The following is a 14,685-nucleotide window of genomic DNA, read 5'->3' as shown; positions in this document are numbered from 1 at the left end:
ACAATGTACGAACGGGTCTTCGGAACGGACTGGCGGACGATTTCGGACGAGGAGGCCATCCGCCGGATGTACGCCCTCGGCGTCTCCAGCGCGCTCGGGCACCCGAACCGCGGGGAGTTCGAGCGTATCCGCCGGCAGGCCGGCACCGCCTACGGTCGGAGCGTCCTCCAGCTCGCCTTCGAGGAGGGCAAACAGCGCGTCGCCCGCAACGAGTCGGAGTACGACTCGAAACAGGACGTGTGGGAGGCGCTCGTCGACGAGGAGACGACGCCCGCCACGACGGGTCGCGCCGACGTGACGATGCAGAAGCCGACGGACAAACAGGGCATCCCCGACGCCGTCGGTCGGGCGTCCGCCCTCGACGGCGGCGGCGACGACTTCTCTCGGATTCGGCTGCCGGAGTTCCTCCGACGCGGGTAGCCGGCCACACGGCCGACGCGGGTAGCCGACGAACCTTTGGGCGTCCGAACCCTCTCTCGACGCATGAGCGACAGCGAATTCAGCCTCTCCGAGTCCGAGTGGCGCGAGCGACTCTCTGAGGACGCCTATCGCGTCCTCCGCGAACAGGGGACCGAGCCGCGGTTCTCCGGCGAGCACGTCGACCGGAGCGACGACGGCGTCTACCGATGCGCCGGCTGCGGGGCCGAGCTGTTCGACTCGGAGACGAAGTACGACTCGAACTGCGGGTGGCCGAGCTTCTACGCCGCCGAGGACTCGAACATCGAGCTTCGGCGCGACCTGAGCCACGGCATGGACCGCACCGAGGTCGTCTGTTCGACCTGCGACGGCCACCTCGGGCACGTCTTCGACGACGGACCGGAGCCGACCGGCAAGCGCTTCTGTATCAACTCGGTCGCGCTCGACTTCGAGGCGGACGAGAACTAAGCGTCGACAGAACCAGAACGCCCAACCATCGAACACCACCCCGCCTTCCTCACGCCGAACTCTGGTACGTGAGGAACGTCACGGCGACGGCCGCAAACAGGTCGGGCAGGAACGTGAAGGGTCCCAGCCCGCTGCCTCTGAACCCGAGGAACAGCGACGCCAGCGGGTTCGACGTGAGTGCGTACAGGAGCAGCGCCGCCGTAAAGAGGAGTAAGCTCAGCGTAAAGCGGTTCGGCAGCTCCCGGTAGAGCATCGCGTAGGTTCCCGCGAGGAAGCCGAGCGCGACGAGGTTGTACGTCGAGACGAACAGCTTCAACTGGATGAACAGGTCCGGGATGGGCGGACCGCCGTGGCCGCCCGGCTTGTGCGGGCCGAACAGGTCGGGGGCGAACCACGCCACGAGGTCGGGCGTGAACCACGTCACGAGCGCCGCGATGGCGAGCGAGACGCCCACGACGACCGCGGTCCGCCGAACCGGGTCGCGGTTGGACGTGTCGCTCACGCGTCGTCACCTCCGACCGTCACGTCGTCTAAGTCGGCCTTTCGAGCCACCTCGTCGAGTACGTCGAGGTTGGCTTCCATCTGGTCGGTCAGAAAGTACGTCTTTCCGTAGTTGTCACCCATAGTCATCAACACGTTGTTCTCGACGAGGAGTTCCAAGTGGTGCTGTGTGGTCTTGTAGTCGAGGTCGAGTTCGTTCGAGAGTTGGTTGGCGTTCATCGGCATGTCGTCGAGCGCGCGGATAATTCGCAGGCGGTTTCGTCCCCCGCGCGACCCGCCGATAAGCCACCACAGCACACGTCGCATCCGGCTAACTCGTCAAATCCGGACGTAATAAAACGGCAGGCCTCGGCTCCGCGTCTTCGGCGGCCCGCAGTGGAGTCGTGTGTGGCGGGAGTCGGGCGAGTGGGTGTGTTCGGCATGGGGACTGAGGGAGTGCGCCGGTCGCGTTGGGGGGCAGTCGTCAGCGAGGGACACAGGGGCGTCAGCGAGGGACACGGGGGTTAGTTACCGCGCGGCCCGAAGCCGCCGGGTGCGCCGGGGCCGCCCGCGTGTTGTCGTGGGCCGCCACCGCCGTCGCAGGCGAGCGTCGACGTGTCGACGCCGAACTCGGTGAGTTGCTCGTCGACGGCGGTCCGAATCTCCTCGGCCGTCGCGCCGTCGTCGCGCATGTCGGCGACGAGCGTCCAAACCTCGTCGGTCTGCTCGTCGGTCAGGTCGTAGCGGTCTTGCAGGCGGTCGCCCGGGGCGTATCGGGTTTCGTTCGCGGACCCGTTGAACGGGCCGTGCCAGCCGCCGGCGGCTCGGACGGCGGTCCCGTCGGTCGCGTAGACGGTCTCCGAGGCGTGGGTCTGGGCCGCGAGGCCGCCGGCGGCGGCGACCGTCCCCGCGAAGACGAGCGAGGCGACGACGAACGCCACCCCGAGCGTTGTGAGTCTGTTCATGATTCGTTCCTCGTCTGTCCGGTCGTTGGGGGGTTAAAAGAGGATTTTCCGAACTCGAACACGAGTCGGTCGTGAATCCGCCCGGGGTTAGGCCCAAATTACGCCGAAAACCGCTCGCCCGGCGCGGACGAACTGCCGGCGCGCACGACGCATCGAGAAGCCCGCTTTCGCGGCGGTAGGACGGGTCTAACGCACACGCCTTGTGGGTAGTCGACACGTACCAAACTAGGGTGGCGACGTACGTGCTGTATGTCTCGCAGCTACCCGGCCAGTCGTCACCCGACACGGCGGGGCCCGCCGTTCACGCCGTACGCCCTCGTCGTCGCCGGTCTCGTGACGTTCTGTATCGCCGTCCTCGCTCCCGTCGCCGACCTCTCGGCGGGCCTGACGGTGATGAACGTCGCCGTCAGCGGGGCGACCCCGGCGTTCGACGGCGGCACGCTGGTCCTCAGCGGCGGCCTGCTGCTCATCAGCGCCGCCTCGACGTTCTTCGGCGTCCTCCTGTTGCTCCTTCGGCTCTGAATCGCGGTTTGACCCCGGGGCACGCGGCGAGACTCGAAGGTCGGTCGAACTCGGGAAACCGCAGAAGAGTACGCGAGACGCGGGACCTCGGAACCCGCTTCGGTGGTGCGACGTGTTCGCCCACCCGGCGCGGCCGGATTACTGTCGTTCGATGGGGGTGGCGAGCACGGGTATCTTCGACTGGACGACGACCGACCGCGAGACGCTTCCGAGGATGTTGTCCTCGAACCGGGCGTGGGTGCCCATCGAGATGAGCGCCGCGTCTATCTTCTCGGCGAACGCGAGAATCTCCTCGGCCGGGTCGCCGCGGCGGAGTTCGGTGGCGGCGTCGACGCCGTACTCGGCCATCGTCTCGGCGGCCTCGGTGAGCGCGGCCTCGCCCTGCGACCTGAGTTCCTCGTACACCTCGTCGACGCGCTCGTCGGCGAGCGTCAAGAAGGCTCGTTCGTCGACGACGTAGAGCAGGGAGACGGCGGCGTCGCGCTCTGCGGCGAGTTCCGCGGCGTCTTCGACGACCGGCTGCATCGAGTCGCTCCCGTCTATCGGCACGAGGATTGTGTCGTACATCAACTGGGGATTAGGCGGGGACAGTATCACCCTCTTCGCCAGTTCCCGCGCGATGGGAACTACGCGGGACGAGTCTCGACCGGGGAGACGCGATTCCGGAGACGGGTGCGGTGCAGGCGGCTATCCGTCACCGGTCGCGTCGTCGGCGTCTGTCTCGGGGTCGCTGGCCGCGTCAGTTTCGGACTTGGTTGCCGCGTCGCTTTCCGGTTCGGCCTCGCGTTCCGACGCCGGTCGCTCGGCGTACCGCTCGGCCCGCCGTTTCCAGTCGGCGGCCCGCCGCGCCGACACGTCTGCGGCGGCGGCGAGTTCCTCGTCCGACGCCTCGCGGAGCGCCGTCACGGTGTGGATGCCCGCCGCCCGGAGCCGGGTCGCGTACGCCTCGCCGATGCCGCGGATGTTCCGCGGGTCCTCGGGGTCGCGTGCTTCTTCGGCCTCCTCGGCATCGACGCCGCCCGCCGAGACGACCGCCGCGAGCTGTTCGGTCATCTCGTCCACCCGGCCGTCGAGACCGTCAACTCGGCCGTCGATTTCGTCGATGCGCGCCGCGAGGTCGTCGTGAGTGTGTTCGGTCTCCTCGTCGGCGACGCCGGTCACGCCGGCCACGTCCGGGTCGACCCCGGCTTCGACGGTGGTCCGGTCGGAGTCGTCGCTGCCGCTGTCGTCTGTCTCGCCGTCGCCGGCCTCGTCGGCTTCGCCCTCGTTTTCGTCTTCGTCATCTTCGGAGGCGTCGTCCGCATCGGTGTCGGCGTCGTCGTCTTCGGGCTCGTCTCCGTTGCCGTCGTCCGCATCGGCGAGCGAATCGCCCGGTGCCACGTCGTCGGGGAGGACGTAGACCAGCGCGTCCGCCGGCACGTAGCCGACGACCTGTTTGCGCTTCCTGTCTGCGGTGAGGACGACCCCGCCGGAGTCGAGCGCCTTGTAGCCGCCGCACTCGAAGCTGGTTCCGTCTGTGAGGTATACTTTCATAATCAATCATTGGCTTCAGGGCAGAATGAGTGTTGCCGCTCCCGTTGTGTGAGAACGAACGGCGGTTTTTCACCGATTCCGCGCCGATATTCGGGTATGCTCCGAGCCCTGTTGGCGGCGTTCGGTCTGGTGGAACTGCTCGTTCCGGATAAACTCGTCGCCGTGATGACGCGCCTCGCCTACGAGGACGGCGGCGAGATGACGGCGAAACCGTGGGTGACGACGGCGGCGCGCGTCGAGGGAGCGGTGCTCCTGTTGGTCGCGCTCGTCGGCCTCCGCGGTCGGTGCGGCGGTGACGGCGACGACAGCGAAGGCGACGACGCATAACTGCGTCTCGCGGGCGTCGCGACGGCGGTAATCCGGCCCGCGAAAGAAGCGACCGCGGCGAGAGAATATGAGACTGTGCGCGGCAGTCGGTCGCCGAGCGACTCGTGGTCCGGCGCGTCGGCGCGACGCGTGCGACCGATTCAGGCGAGTCGCGCGAACGCGAGCGACCCGCTCGTGTTCTTGATGTAGACGCGGACGGTCTGACCTTCCTGCGCGCCGGGCACGAAGATGGTGTACTTCCCGCGCTGGGCGACGCCGTCGCCCTTGCGGCCGGTCCCGGTGATTTCGACCTCGTAGGTACGACCCTCTTCGACGGCCTCGCGCTGGCGCTTGTTGCTCACGCTGGAGCGCTTCTGGACCGGGCGGAAGGCACCGCAGGCCTCACAGCGAAGCATGTCGACGCCGTCCTCGGTGACGAGGCGAGTGTCCGGCAGGCCGCACTCCGAGCAGATGACGTACTCCTCGACGTAGCCGTCGATGGCCTCCTCGAAGTCGTTGATGGAGAACGACCCGCTGTATCGGGCGCGGTCGCCTTCCAACTGGCCGCTGGTCCCGAGCGTGCGCTGGATGGCGCTGTGGAGGTGCGCGGGCGTCCGCGAGAGCGCGTCCGCGATTTCCCCGAGGTTGGTGAGGCGGGTAAACGCGCCGTCGGTTTCGCCGGACGGATCCGGCACCGTGAGGCGTTCCTGTTCGACGTTTCGTTCCGGTAGGACGTTGAGCGCTCGGTCGAGCGCAGTCTGATACTCCATAGGGGTTCGAGTGTCTGGCGACGTATAGCCGTTCCGTGACCGTCTTTGCCGCGGCACCGACGCGCCGACTTCGTTTCAGCATCTCCGACGACGGAACCGAACGCCACGCCTTCGGCGCTGGCCCTCGAACGACTCGTCATGGGCTACACGTGGCAGTACTACGACCTCGTACTTCTCGGCATCCTCGGGAGCCTCCTCGCCGGCGTCGTCGTCGGCCAACTCACGCCGATGGAGCCGCAGACGACGCTCGTCGGCTTCAGCGCCCTCGCCGCGGTCGTGATGGCGCACGGCCTGTTCGTCAACGGCCCCGTGGACGAACCGGCCGACCTCGGCGACGAGGTCGAGGCGCTGAACTGAGCCGGGCGACTGACGGCCGCCGGCCACCGCCACCGCCCGCAATCGGTCGCCGGCAGCCACCTCACTCGCCGTCGACGACGCGATTCGTGAGCGTGCCGACGCCCTCGTACCAGATTTCCACGTCGTCGCCGGGTTCGACCAGTCCGGGATTCGCCGGGCTGCCGAACGAAATCACGTCGCCCGGCTGGAAGGTGTAGCGCTCCGAGAGGAACGAGACCACTTCGGCGGGCGAAAAGAGCATCCGCTCGGTGTTGGCCTCCTGCCGGAGTTCGCCGCCGACGTGGGTCGTCATGTCGATGTTCGACGGCTCCACGTCGGTCTCAATCCACGGGCCGAGCGGCCCGGAGCCGTCGAACGCTTTTCGAGCCGTTCGGCCGGGCTGGTCGAGCGCGTCGAGGTCGTTGAGAATCGTGTAGCCGCGGACCACCTCGTCCACGTCTTCTTCGGCCACGTCAGAGCACTCGCGGTCGATGACGGCGGCCAGTTCGCCGGCGTACGTCAGCTCGTCGGTCCAGTCGGGGTACTCGATGTCCGCGCCGGGGTCGAGCACCGACACCGGCGGCTTGATGAACCAGTCGGGCTGGTCGGGGATATCGTAGTCCATCTGGTCGACCGTCGCCGCGTAGTTCCGGCCCACGCAGTAGAGCGCGGTCGGTTCGCAGGGCGCGAGCAACTCGGCGTCGACGCCGACTTCGTACTCCTCGCCGTCGGCCGTCACGACGCCGTCGTCGTACCGGCCCGAGACCACTCCGCCGTCGGTTCGAATCCGTGCCAATCGCATTACTCGCCCCTGCGTCGGCCACTCACTTCAAGCGACGTGTCTCCGCAAGCGGGTACGAGAAAACCGGACGCGCGGGCCGCCGCCGCGACTCAGTCGGTCGCGGACGCCCGATTCATCCGGGGCATCGACCGGTTCTCGCGGTCGACGAGGTTGTGGATGCGCTCGGTGCGCGTCGATTCGAACTGGCGCTGACACCGGGCGACGCCCGACGCGGAGTCGGCGGGGTCGACAGGGGCGGCGCGGTCGGGGGTAGTGGTCTCGCGTTCGGCGGACCGTTCGCGGTCGGTTCGCAGGGTCGGTTCGTAGGTCGGGGTGGCGTGTGTGCTCACGATTTCGGGATGGGTTCGGGTCGGTCGGACGGCTGTGCGGCGACGAGAAGAGTTAGCGACGTACGCGTACGACCGACATTGTTGTACCCGGCAGTACAGACCAATCTATAATAAATATTCATGTTCGAACAGCGGGCGCGTTCTCGGCCCGCGAACCGTCTGCCCGGCCGGAGCCTCGCCTTCACTCCCGCGAGTCGTACTCCTGATAGATGACGTGGCCGCAGGACTTGCAGTGCGAGGCGTCGGCGTCGTGGTAGGCCAGCCCGCAGTTCTGGCAGGTGACGTTGACCTTGTCGCGGTGGCCCCACTCCTTGACGATTTTGCTCGCCTGCCACGGGATGAGGATGACGCCCGCGAGGATGGCGGCGACCGTCACCCACCGCCCCGCCTCGGTCACCGGGACGATGTCACCGAAGCCGACCGTCGAGAGCGCGACGACGACGAAGTAGAAGGCGTCGCCGAACGACCCGATGTTGGGATTCACCCGGTGTTCGAACGAGTAGAACATCCCCGCGGCGACGAAGAAGATGGTGAGCACCGTCAACAGCAGTTTCATGACGCGGAGCGTCCCGACCGAGACGGTGCCGAAGAAGAACTCCTCGTCGCGCGTAAAGCGGTAAAACCGGAGGACGCGGACCACGCGAATCGCCCGCAGGAAGCCGATGTTGGCGGCGACCGACGAGACGGGAAGCACGAGCACCGCCAGCGTCGGCAGGATAGCCAGCAGGTCGACGAACGAGTAGACGTTGAGCAGTTCGGCGGTCCGGTCCCGCGCGCCGTAGAGTCGGAGGAGGTACTCCGCGAGGAACACGATGGAGACGGCGGCCTCGACCGACCAGAGCGTCGACTGGACCGACGCCGAAAGCGGGTAGGTCTCGGCGACGAACACCCCGACGAAAAGCAAGTTGAGCCCGAGGAGCGCGATGTCGATGGCCTTGCCGACCGCGGTTCGATGGTCGAGGAGATAGAACCTGACCACGTCCCGCGGCGTCTCGCGGCGCGACCTCCGCGCGTGACCGTCCATACACCGTCTTCGGGGCTGGGCTACTTATACAGTCGTCCGCGAGGTGATGGCCCGACGGCGGGGGGACCCGGCGGCGACCGTCTCAGAGGACGATAGCGCCCTCGGGGAGTAGCTCACGCTCGGTCCGCCGGGCCTCCTTGCCCTCCTCGACGAGCGTCGGCTGGTCGACCGGCTCCGAAAACCGGTTCGGGTCCGGTTCGACCCGCTTGAGCATCGACGAGAACACCGGCCCCTTCCGGCCGCCGGCGGAGGTGATACCGCCGTACTGTCGCTCCTCGAACGTCGACTCGTCGGGGCTGGGGAACTCCTCGCGGATGATTTCCGCGGTGTCTCTGATGTACTCGGCGGCCTCCTTCTGCGAGTAGAGGCTCTCGTTGTAGTAGCGCTCGGCGTACTCGTCGTCGAGTTCCTCGGTGGAGTGTTCCGGCGACTCGTAGAGGACGGACTCCGTGGTCGTGTGGCCGCTGGCGAAGCGGATGTTGACGGTGAAGCAGTCGGGATACCGCAGGATGATGGGGAAAAACAGCATATCGGTGACGGTGATTCGCTGTTGCATCCGCCAGAGCCCCTCGAAGTAGTAGGCCGTGAGCGCGCCGACGCGGTCGTCGCGCTCCCCGCGGTTGTACGCCATCGCAATCTCCTCGTAGTCGTCGCCGGCGATGTGTCGACAGCGTCGCTTGTAGCTCTTGGCAATCCCTTCGAGTTGCGTCTCGTAGGCTTCGAGCAGGGAGATGTCGGGGTCGGCGAGCATATCCGCCTTCCGCTCTTGGGCGTCCGCGATGTTCATCATGTTCTCGTGAAACAGCCGCTCGGCGTCCTCGTTCGGCAGCGGCGTTCTGACTGCCTGCCGGTACAGCACCCGCGTATCCCCGTTGAATGTGACCCGCTGCTCGCTCATCTCGTACACCGGTAAGGCTGCGGACAGAAATGAACTCGTCGGTAATCCGGACTCTTTCCCGACAGTCGTGAGACACGAACTATAACCCACCCGTTGAAACCGGAACCAGTTACCATCTGTTCGATGCGTGTCAGTCGTCGGTTGACGCGCGACCGTCCGCGCCGTCGGCGGCGTCCGCGGCGACCGACTCGTCGGCCGCGTCGAAAAGCGGGCTCTGGTCGCCCGGCGCGAGCGTGTTGAGCACGAGCGCCGTCAGCGCGGTCACGATGACCGGCTCGCCGAAGAACGTCGCGGCGGCCTGCGGGAGCCCCGAGAGCGCGTCGGGTCGCGTGGCGACGCCGAGTCCGAGGCCGAGCGAGGCGGCGACGACGACCATGTTGCGGCGGTCGAGGTTCGTGTGGAGGAAGACGAGGCGGACGCCGCTGGCGGCGACCATGCCGGCCATGAGCAGGACCGCGCCGCCGAAGACGGCGCTCGGGATGGTCGCGACCGCCGCGCCGACTTTCGGGCTGAGGCCGAGAACGGCGAGGACGACGCCCGCGATGCCGACGACGTAGCGGCTCATCACGCCGGTGAAGTTGACGATACCCACGTTCTGCGAGAACGAGGTGACGGGGAACGCGCCGAACACCGAGGCGACGGAGCTCATGAGACCGTCGGTAAAGAGGCCGCCGCGGAACTCCTCGTCGGTCGGGTTGCGTCCCTCGGCGGCGGTGATGCCGGACATGTCGCCGACGGTCTCCATCGCGGAGACGAGAAACAGGAACGCGAAGGTGACGATGGGGACGGGTTCGAAGGTGACGCCGAACGCCCCGGGGCGGGGAATCGCGAACCACGCCGCGTCGGCGACGGGCGAGAAGTCCACCACGCCGAGCGGGACGGCGACCGCGTAGCCGACGGCGATGCCGACGAGCGTGCTCAGGAGTCGCGTGATGCCGTCGGTAAAGAGGTTGAGCGCGATGGCGACCCCGAGGACGAGCGCCGCGAGGCCGATGTTGTGGGTCGCGCCGTAGTCGGCGGCACCGACCCCGCCGGCGGCGTAGTCCATCCCGACCGGGACGAGGTAGAGACCGATGATGACGACGACGAGGCCCGTCACCAACGGCGGGAAGAAGGGTTTGATGCGGTCGAACTGCCAGCCGATGAGTCCCTCGACGAGGAAGCCGGTGACGAGAATCGCGCCGAACACCGCGCTCAGGCCGTAGTCGACGCCGATGGTCGTCGCCGCGCCGACGAAGGTGAAGCTCGTCCCCATCACGATGGGGAGCCGCGAGCCGACCGGCCCGACGGCGTACGCCTGGACCACGGTGGCGAGCCCCGAAAACAGGAGCACCATCTGGACCACGTAGGCCGTGTCGGCGACGCCGAGACCGACCGCGCCCGCGACGATGAACGCCACAGCGGTCGCCGGGACGATCATCACCGAGACGTGCTGTATCCCGAGGAGAATCGACTCCAGCAACGGTGGCCGGTCGTCGATTTCGTATTCGAGGCCGAGTTCACCGCTCTCGTCTGCCATCTGTACTCGCCACGAGCGACTCCCGTTCAATAATAGTTTCGCGTTCGAGCGTATTTCACTGCACTTGGTTCGAGGTATTGGACACAGACGTGCATACTTGACGGGCGAGTGGGGGAACTGACATCGCACCGACTGCACCGACTGCACCGACCGCAACTGGCTCCGCTCAGTGAATCTCGACGCCCTCTTCGTCGACGCTGATGTCCACGAGGCTCGTCGCCTCGTAGTCGGTGTCGTCCAGCGCCGTCTCGCCGACTTTCCGGATGGCGACGACGATGTCGGAGACCTCCGCGCCGATGTCGTCGAGCGCGCCGCAGATGGCCGCGAGCGTTCCGCCGGTCGAAAGCAGGTCGTCCACGATGAGCACGCGGTCCCCGTCTTCGATGTCGTTGATGAACATCTCCGACTCGGAGTAGCCGGTCGTCTGGTGGAGCGCGACTTCGCCGTCGAGGCCGTACTCGCGCTTGCGGATGACGACGAGCGGCACGTCCGTCTGAAGGGAGAGCGCGGTGGCGATGTGGATTCCCATCGCCTCCGGGGCGACGATTTTGTCCACGTCGAGGTCGGCGGCGCGGGTGATGCCGACGACGACCTCGCGCAGGAGTTGCGGGTCGAGCATCGGCACGCCGTTGCTGATGGGATGGACGAGGTAGGAGTAACCGTCCTTGTCGATGATGGGCGCTTCGTGTAGGGACTCCTCGAGTCGCTGCATGGGGTCCGTTTCACGAATCGGCCCAAAAGTGGTTCGCTCTCTCGGGGACCGGCGTCGCCCCACCGCCGCCTAGAACACGCCGGGGGCGACGACGTAGACCAGAAGCGACCCGACGACACCGACGAACAGCGCGAAGACGACGGTCGGCACGACCACCTTCCGGAGGATGTCGCCCTCGCGGCCCGCGATGCCGATGACGCCGGAGATGGCGGCGATGTTGAGGACCGATATCATGTTGCCGACGCCGCCGCCGACGTTCTGAATAGCGACGACGAGCGCGCGGGAGATACCGACGTCGGCGGCCGCGTTGTACTGCAGGGCGTTGAACAGGATGTCCGACGTGGTGTTGCTCCCGGTGACGAACGTCCCGAGCGCGCCGATCCACGGGGCGACGACGGGAAGCGCCGCCCCCGCCCCTTCGGCTAACACCAACGAGAGGACGTTCATCATCCCGACGGTGTCGGTGGGGTTGATGCTCGACTGAATCATGACCTGCGTGAGCGAGACGGCGACGACGAGCGTCACCGCCGCCGTCGCGACCTGCCGCCCGGACTCGACCCAGGCGTCGGCCATCTCGCCGGCGTCCATCCGGTAGAACAGGCCGGTCAGGACGGCGACGGGGAGAAACGGCATCGTCCCCGGGAGGTAGAGATACGCCAGCGACCACTCCATCGTCTCGTACCCGAATATCCGGTAGGGGCCGACCGTGAACCCCTGTAAGACGGACACGAGGTCGAGCGTCGGCCAGCGCGTGACCAGTAACACGAGCGCGACGGCGACGTACGGTGCCCACGCCATCCAGACCGGCATCCGCTTTCGCGGTTCTTCGGTGTCGAGCGACGACGGGTCGAGGCCGCCTAACCACTCGTCGAGCCAGCCCCGCCGGTCGGGGAACGTCCATCGCTCGGACGGGACGAGCACGCCCCGGTCGGCCATCACGACGCCGACGGCGAGGACGGCGAACCCGGCGGCGATATCGGGGAGCGCCGGGCCGATGAACCACGCGACGGCGAGCTGCACCGCGCCGGTCAGCCCGCCGAGGACGAGCGCGAACGGCGCGATGGGCGCGGCGGCTCGCGCGGCCCCGCGAACCGACCGCTCGTCGTCGTCACCGAACCAGTAGACCAGCAGGAACACGCCGAGGAGCCCCCAGAACGCGAACGTCAGCCCGGTCATGACGCCGGTCCACGCCGAGACTAACTGCCGGAACGGCCCGCCCGCCATCGCCGCCGGGAGAATCGACTCGATTTGGCTGACGCCGCCGATAATCGGCGTCCCCGCGGCCCCGAACTGCGGGTTCGGCGCGTTGAAAAACAGCCCGAACACCGCCGCCGCCAGCGGCGGGAAGCCGAGGCCGATAAACAGCGGCGCGGCCAGCGCTCCCGGCGTCCCGAAGCCCGCGACGCCCTCGATAATCGTCTCGAAGCCGAGGCCGATGAGGAGCAACTGGATGCGGCGGTCGCGCTCCAGCCGGCGGAAGTACCACCGAATCGTCTCGATGGAGCCGCTGACCTCCAAGTAGTTCATGAGCAGAATCGCCCCGAAGACGATGAGGACGATGTTGAGCCCCTCAAGCGCGCCGTACACCGCGGCTCCCGCCCACGCTGTCGGCTCCATACCCCACACTGCGAACGCCAGCGCCGTCGCCAACACCCACCCGACCCCCATCGACCGCGCCGCCGACCACCGAAGCCCGGCGAGGAGGACGAACGCGACGACGATTGGGACGCTCGCCGCGAGTGCCAAAATCACGACTGAAGTCATTGTGTCTTTCTGTGTGTTTGTGACCGAGTTTGTTGTAGTACGCGCACCGTTCTCTGTCCCGTCGAACCGAAAGCAGGCTTAAGAGAGTCGAGCGACAAAGTCACCGGGTCGCGTGACACAGGCTACGGGCTGATGGACTTCGAGTGAGAAAGTGGCCTCGGCACTCATAGGGCTCCGCATCACCGAGTGCCTAGTTCGGTTCGGAACGGTGCCGTCGTCATCGGCCACCTCGCTCTCGCCTCGCAACCGAGTAATCACCATCGGTCTCGCCCGCCCCGCAACCGACTCACTCACGACTTCTCTAACACGGACACGTCGATGCGGGGATACTGCACGCCGCCCGAAATCGAGCCTTCGCCGGCGACGACGCCCCAGAACCGGACGCGCTCGTCGGCGAGCAGTCGAAAGCCGATGTCGTCGTCGAAGAACCGGCCGGTCGGCCAGCGAGCGACCACGTCGCCGCTGAGTCGCCCCCGGTCGTCCTCGACGGCGACGAGCGCCAGTCGGACCTCGTCGCGTTCCATCGTCTCCTCGACGCGGCCGGCGTAGGTGACGGCCGTCCCCGTGTACGTCTCGGGGCGCTCCCGGAGGTCGGCGTAAGGAATCGTCGTCGCGTTCGCCGGCGTCGAGACCGCAGTCGTTCGGTTCGGCAGGGTCGACTCCTCCGAGAGCGGCTGTGGCGTCGGGACCGACCACTCGACGGTCGGGAGGCGCACGTCCGGGAGGCGGGCGTCGAGCCACGCCACACGGCGGGCGACCGCGGCGCGGAGTTTCGGGGACCGCTGGACGAAATCGGAGACGCGCTCGACGGCGAGGTAGGTGACGAGGCCGCCGGCGACGTAGGTGCCGACCTTCGTGAGTGCCTCGCGGCGGGTGAGTCGGTCGGCCGCGTCGTTCTCGTCGGCCTCATCGTCTTCTGGGTCTTCGGCGTCGTCGTCGCCCTCGGAGCCGAGACCCCCGCCCTCGCCGTCGCTCGCACCGTCTCCCTCGGCGGCGAGGTCGCGGACGAACGACTCGACGCCCGTCTCGCGGATTTCGACGGCGATGGCCGGCGCGTCGAGGACGACGAGCCCGGGGCGGTGGGCGTCGGGTGCGACGCGGCCGCCGCCGACCGCCGCCACGTAGGGTTCGATACCGGCGCGCTCGCACCGCCGGACGAACGCGCTCGCCTTGTCCGCGGTGACAGTTCCCGTCGACGTCATCCAGATTCGGAGCTCGCGTTTCGCGCCCTCGGGCGTCTTCCCGACAGCGTCCACGTGCACGTCAGGACCGCGGAAGCGGACGCGCGTCTGGTAGCCCCGCGCCCTCCAGACGCGCTCGAAGACGGCGGCGAGTTCGACGTCGGTGCGGTCCGAAACGACCGACGTGAGACGGGGCGCTGTCATTGCGTCCGAGGTGCCGGGCGAGGCTGTTAGGTGTTTGCGCCCGGTTCTCGGCGTTGAGAACGCGCGGCCTCGGGAGCGGGCACGGACGCCGCCTCAGCCGAGGAATCGGACGGCGGCGTCGGCGGCCATGTAGCCGAGCCACTTCGACCACGTCACCACGAACCCGGGGAGGCGGCTGTCGAACGCCCCCGAGACGTAGGCGTACGACCCCGCCGCGCCGGGGAAAATCGTCGTCATCCAGCCATAGTTGAGCGCGATACTCATCGCCAGCAGCCCCGAGAGGACGACGACGAGGATGACGCTCGGTCCCGTCGTCGAACTCGCCGTGCCGAGGGTGACGAACAGCCCCGCGCCGAGGGTGCCCGCGCCACGGTGCTCACCGCGCCGAACAACCCGATGTCCCGCGAGAGGCTCCGTCCGTCGTTCACGTCTATCGATGACATGCTATCACATGG

Annotated in this window: 19 protein-coding genes and 1 pseudogene; 5 read left to right on the top strand and 15 right to left on the bottom strand. The window is 67.5% G+C overall.

The features are described 5' to 3' along the window. The first annotated feature begins 3 nt into the window (after window positions 1-3). Both DEQ67_RS11925 and msrB read left to right on the top strand, forming a co-directional pair. Window positions 4-420 (top strand): hypothetical protein, encoded by a 417-nt coding sequence (locus DEQ67_RS11925; protein ID WP_008606181.1) that lies wholly within the window; start codon window positions 4-6, stop codon window positions 418-420. A gap of 63 nt (window positions 421-483) precedes the next feature. After that, window positions 484-885, top strand: coding sequence for a peptide-methionine (R)-S-oxide reductase MsrB (gene msrB, locus DEQ67_RS11920; protein WP_004042123.1), 402 nt, complete (start codon window positions 484-486; stop codon window positions 883-885). A 49-nt stretch (window positions 886-934) separates the two neighbouring features. Here the strand turns inward: msrB and DEQ67_RS11915 are convergent, their stop codons facing one another. The 3 genes from DEQ67_RS11915 to DEQ67_RS11905 form a co-directional block, all read right to left on the bottom strand. Next, window positions 935-1,387, bottom strand: coding sequence for a hypothetical protein (locus tag DEQ67_RS11915; RefSeq protein WP_004042124.1), 453 nt, complete (start codon window positions 1,385-1,387; stop codon window positions 935-937). Then, window positions 1,384-1,683, bottom strand: a complete 300-nt coding sequence (locus DEQ67_RS11910) for a winged helix-turn-helix domain-containing protein (RefSeq protein ID WP_004042125.1) — start codon at window positions 1,681-1,683, stop codon at window positions 1,384-1,386. Before DEQ67_RS11910 ends, DEQ67_RS11915 begins: the two co-directional genes overlap by 4 nt. Before the next feature lie 206 nt (window positions 1,684-1,889). Continuing rightward, complete coding sequence (locus tag DEQ67_RS11905) at window positions 1,890-2,330, bottom strand: hypothetical protein (RefSeq protein WP_004042126.1); 441 nt, start codon at window positions 2,328-2,330, stop codon at window positions 1,890-1,892. A 249-nt stretch (window positions 2,331-2,579) separates the two neighbouring features. Here DEQ67_RS11905 and DEQ67_RS11900 point away from each other — a divergent pair, with 249 nt between their 5' ends. Next, window positions 2,580-2,852: a hypothetical protein gene (locus DEQ67_RS11900; RefSeq protein WP_004042127.1), complete on the top strand. Its 273-nt coding sequence runs from the start codon at window positions 2,580-2,582 to the stop codon at window positions 2,850-2,852. 138 nt (window positions 2,853-2,990) lie between these two features. On the opposite strand, the gene DEQ67_RS11895 is transcribed toward DEQ67_RS11900, so the two are convergent. Continuing rightward, window positions 2,991-3,419 (bottom strand): universal stress protein, encoded by a 429-nt coding sequence (locus tag DEQ67_RS11895; RefSeq protein ID WP_115860942.1) that lies wholly within the window; start codon window positions 3,417-3,419, stop codon window positions 2,991-2,993. 120 nt (window positions 3,420-3,539) lie between these two features. Then, entirely contained in the window at window positions 3,540-4,385 is an 846-nt protein-coding gene (locus tag DEQ67_RS11890) for a helix-hairpin-helix domain-containing protein (protein ID WP_115860940.1), read from the bottom strand. Window positions 4,386-4,481: 96 nt separating this feature from the next. Here DEQ67_RS11890 and DEQ67_RS11885 point away from each other — a divergent pair, with 96 nt between their 5' ends. Next, complete coding sequence (locus tag DEQ67_RS11885) at window positions 4,482-4,712, top strand: hypothetical protein (RefSeq protein ID WP_004062667.1); 231 nt, start codon at window positions 4,482-4,484, stop codon at window positions 4,710-4,712. Between the two features lie 140 nt (window positions 4,713-4,852). Here the strand turns inward: DEQ67_RS11885 and DEQ67_RS11880 are convergent, their stop codons facing one another. Continuing rightward, on the bottom strand, window positions 4,853-5,461 hold the full coding sequence (locus DEQ67_RS11880; RefSeq protein WP_004062666.1) for a translation initiation factor IF-2 subunit beta: 609 nt from the start codon (window positions 5,459-5,461) through the stop codon (window positions 4,853-4,855). Window positions 5,462-5,599: 138 nt separating this feature from the next. On the opposite strand from DEQ67_RS11880, the gene DEQ67_RS11875 reads away from it, so the two are divergent. Then, window positions 5,600-5,818, top strand: coding sequence for a hypothetical protein (locus DEQ67_RS11875; protein WP_004062665.1), 219 nt, complete (start codon window positions 5,600-5,602; stop codon window positions 5,816-5,818). Between the two features lie 61 nt (window positions 5,819-5,879). On the opposite strand, the gene DEQ67_RS11870 is transcribed toward DEQ67_RS11875, so the two are convergent. The 9 genes and pseudogenes from DEQ67_RS11870 to DEQ67_RS11830 form a co-directional block, all read right to left on the bottom strand. Further along, on the bottom strand, window positions 5,880-6,599 hold the full coding sequence (locus DEQ67_RS11870) for a fumarylacetoacetate hydrolase family protein (RefSeq protein ID WP_115860938.1): 720 nt from the start codon (window positions 6,597-6,599) through the stop codon (window positions 5,880-5,882). A gap of 89 nt (window positions 6,600-6,688) precedes the next feature. After that, window positions 6,689-6,928 carry a hypothetical protein gene (locus tag DEQ67_RS11865; protein ID WP_006601294.1) on the bottom strand — a complete coding sequence of 80 codons (240 nt, stop codon included), beginning with the start codon at window positions 6,926-6,928 and terminating at the stop codon, window positions 6,689-6,691. Between the two features lie 181 nt (window positions 6,929-7,109). Continuing rightward, window positions 7,110-7,952, bottom strand: coding sequence for an ion transporter (locus DEQ67_RS11860; protein WP_115803029.1), 843 nt, complete (start codon window positions 7,950-7,952; stop codon window positions 7,110-7,112). Between the two features lie 82 nt (window positions 7,953-8,034). After that, window positions 8,035-8,850: a hypothetical protein gene (locus DEQ67_RS11855; protein WP_004062661.1), complete on the bottom strand. Its 816-nt coding sequence runs from the start codon at window positions 8,848-8,850 to the stop codon at window positions 8,035-8,037. A 130-nt stretch (window positions 8,851-8,980) separates the two neighbouring features. Beyond that, on the bottom strand, window positions 8,981-10,369 hold the full coding sequence (locus tag DEQ67_RS11850; RefSeq protein ID WP_006601296.1) for a uracil-xanthine permease family protein: 1,389 nt from the start codon (window positions 10,367-10,369) through the stop codon (window positions 8,981-8,983). A 166-nt stretch (window positions 10,370-10,535) separates the two neighbouring features. Then, on the bottom strand, window positions 10,536-11,081 hold the full coding sequence (hpt, locus tag DEQ67_RS11845) for a hypoxanthine/guanine phosphoribosyltransferase (RefSeq protein WP_115803027.1): 546 nt from the start codon (window positions 11,079-11,081) through the stop codon (window positions 10,536-10,538). Between the two features lie 69 nt (window positions 11,082-11,150). Continuing rightward, a complete protein-coding gene (locus DEQ67_RS11840) occupies window positions 11,151-12,845 on the bottom strand; it encodes an L-lactate permease (RefSeq protein WP_049921570.1) in 1,695 nt (564 codons plus the stop codon). A gap of 290 nt (window positions 12,846-13,135) precedes the next feature. Then, entirely contained in the window at window positions 13,136-14,230 is a 1,095-nt protein-coding gene (locus DEQ67_RS11835) for a hypothetical protein (RefSeq protein WP_115860936.1), read from the bottom strand. A 108-nt stretch (window positions 14,231-14,338) separates the two neighbouring features. After that, a pseudogene (locus tag DEQ67_RS11830) lies at window positions 14,339-14,673 on the bottom strand (amino acid transporter); the annotation flags it as partial. Between the last annotated feature and the right edge of the window lie 12 nt (window positions 14,674-14,685).

It is taken from the genome of Haloferax sp. Atlit-48N, assembly GCF_003383015.2.
In the GTDB taxonomy this organism is placed as follows: Archaea; Halobacteriota; Halobacteria; order Halobacteriales; family Haloferacaceae; genus Haloferax; species Haloferax volcanii.
The sequence above is the reverse complement of the archived record's forward strand: the minus strand, read 5'-3'. Positions and strand labels throughout refer to the sequence as shown.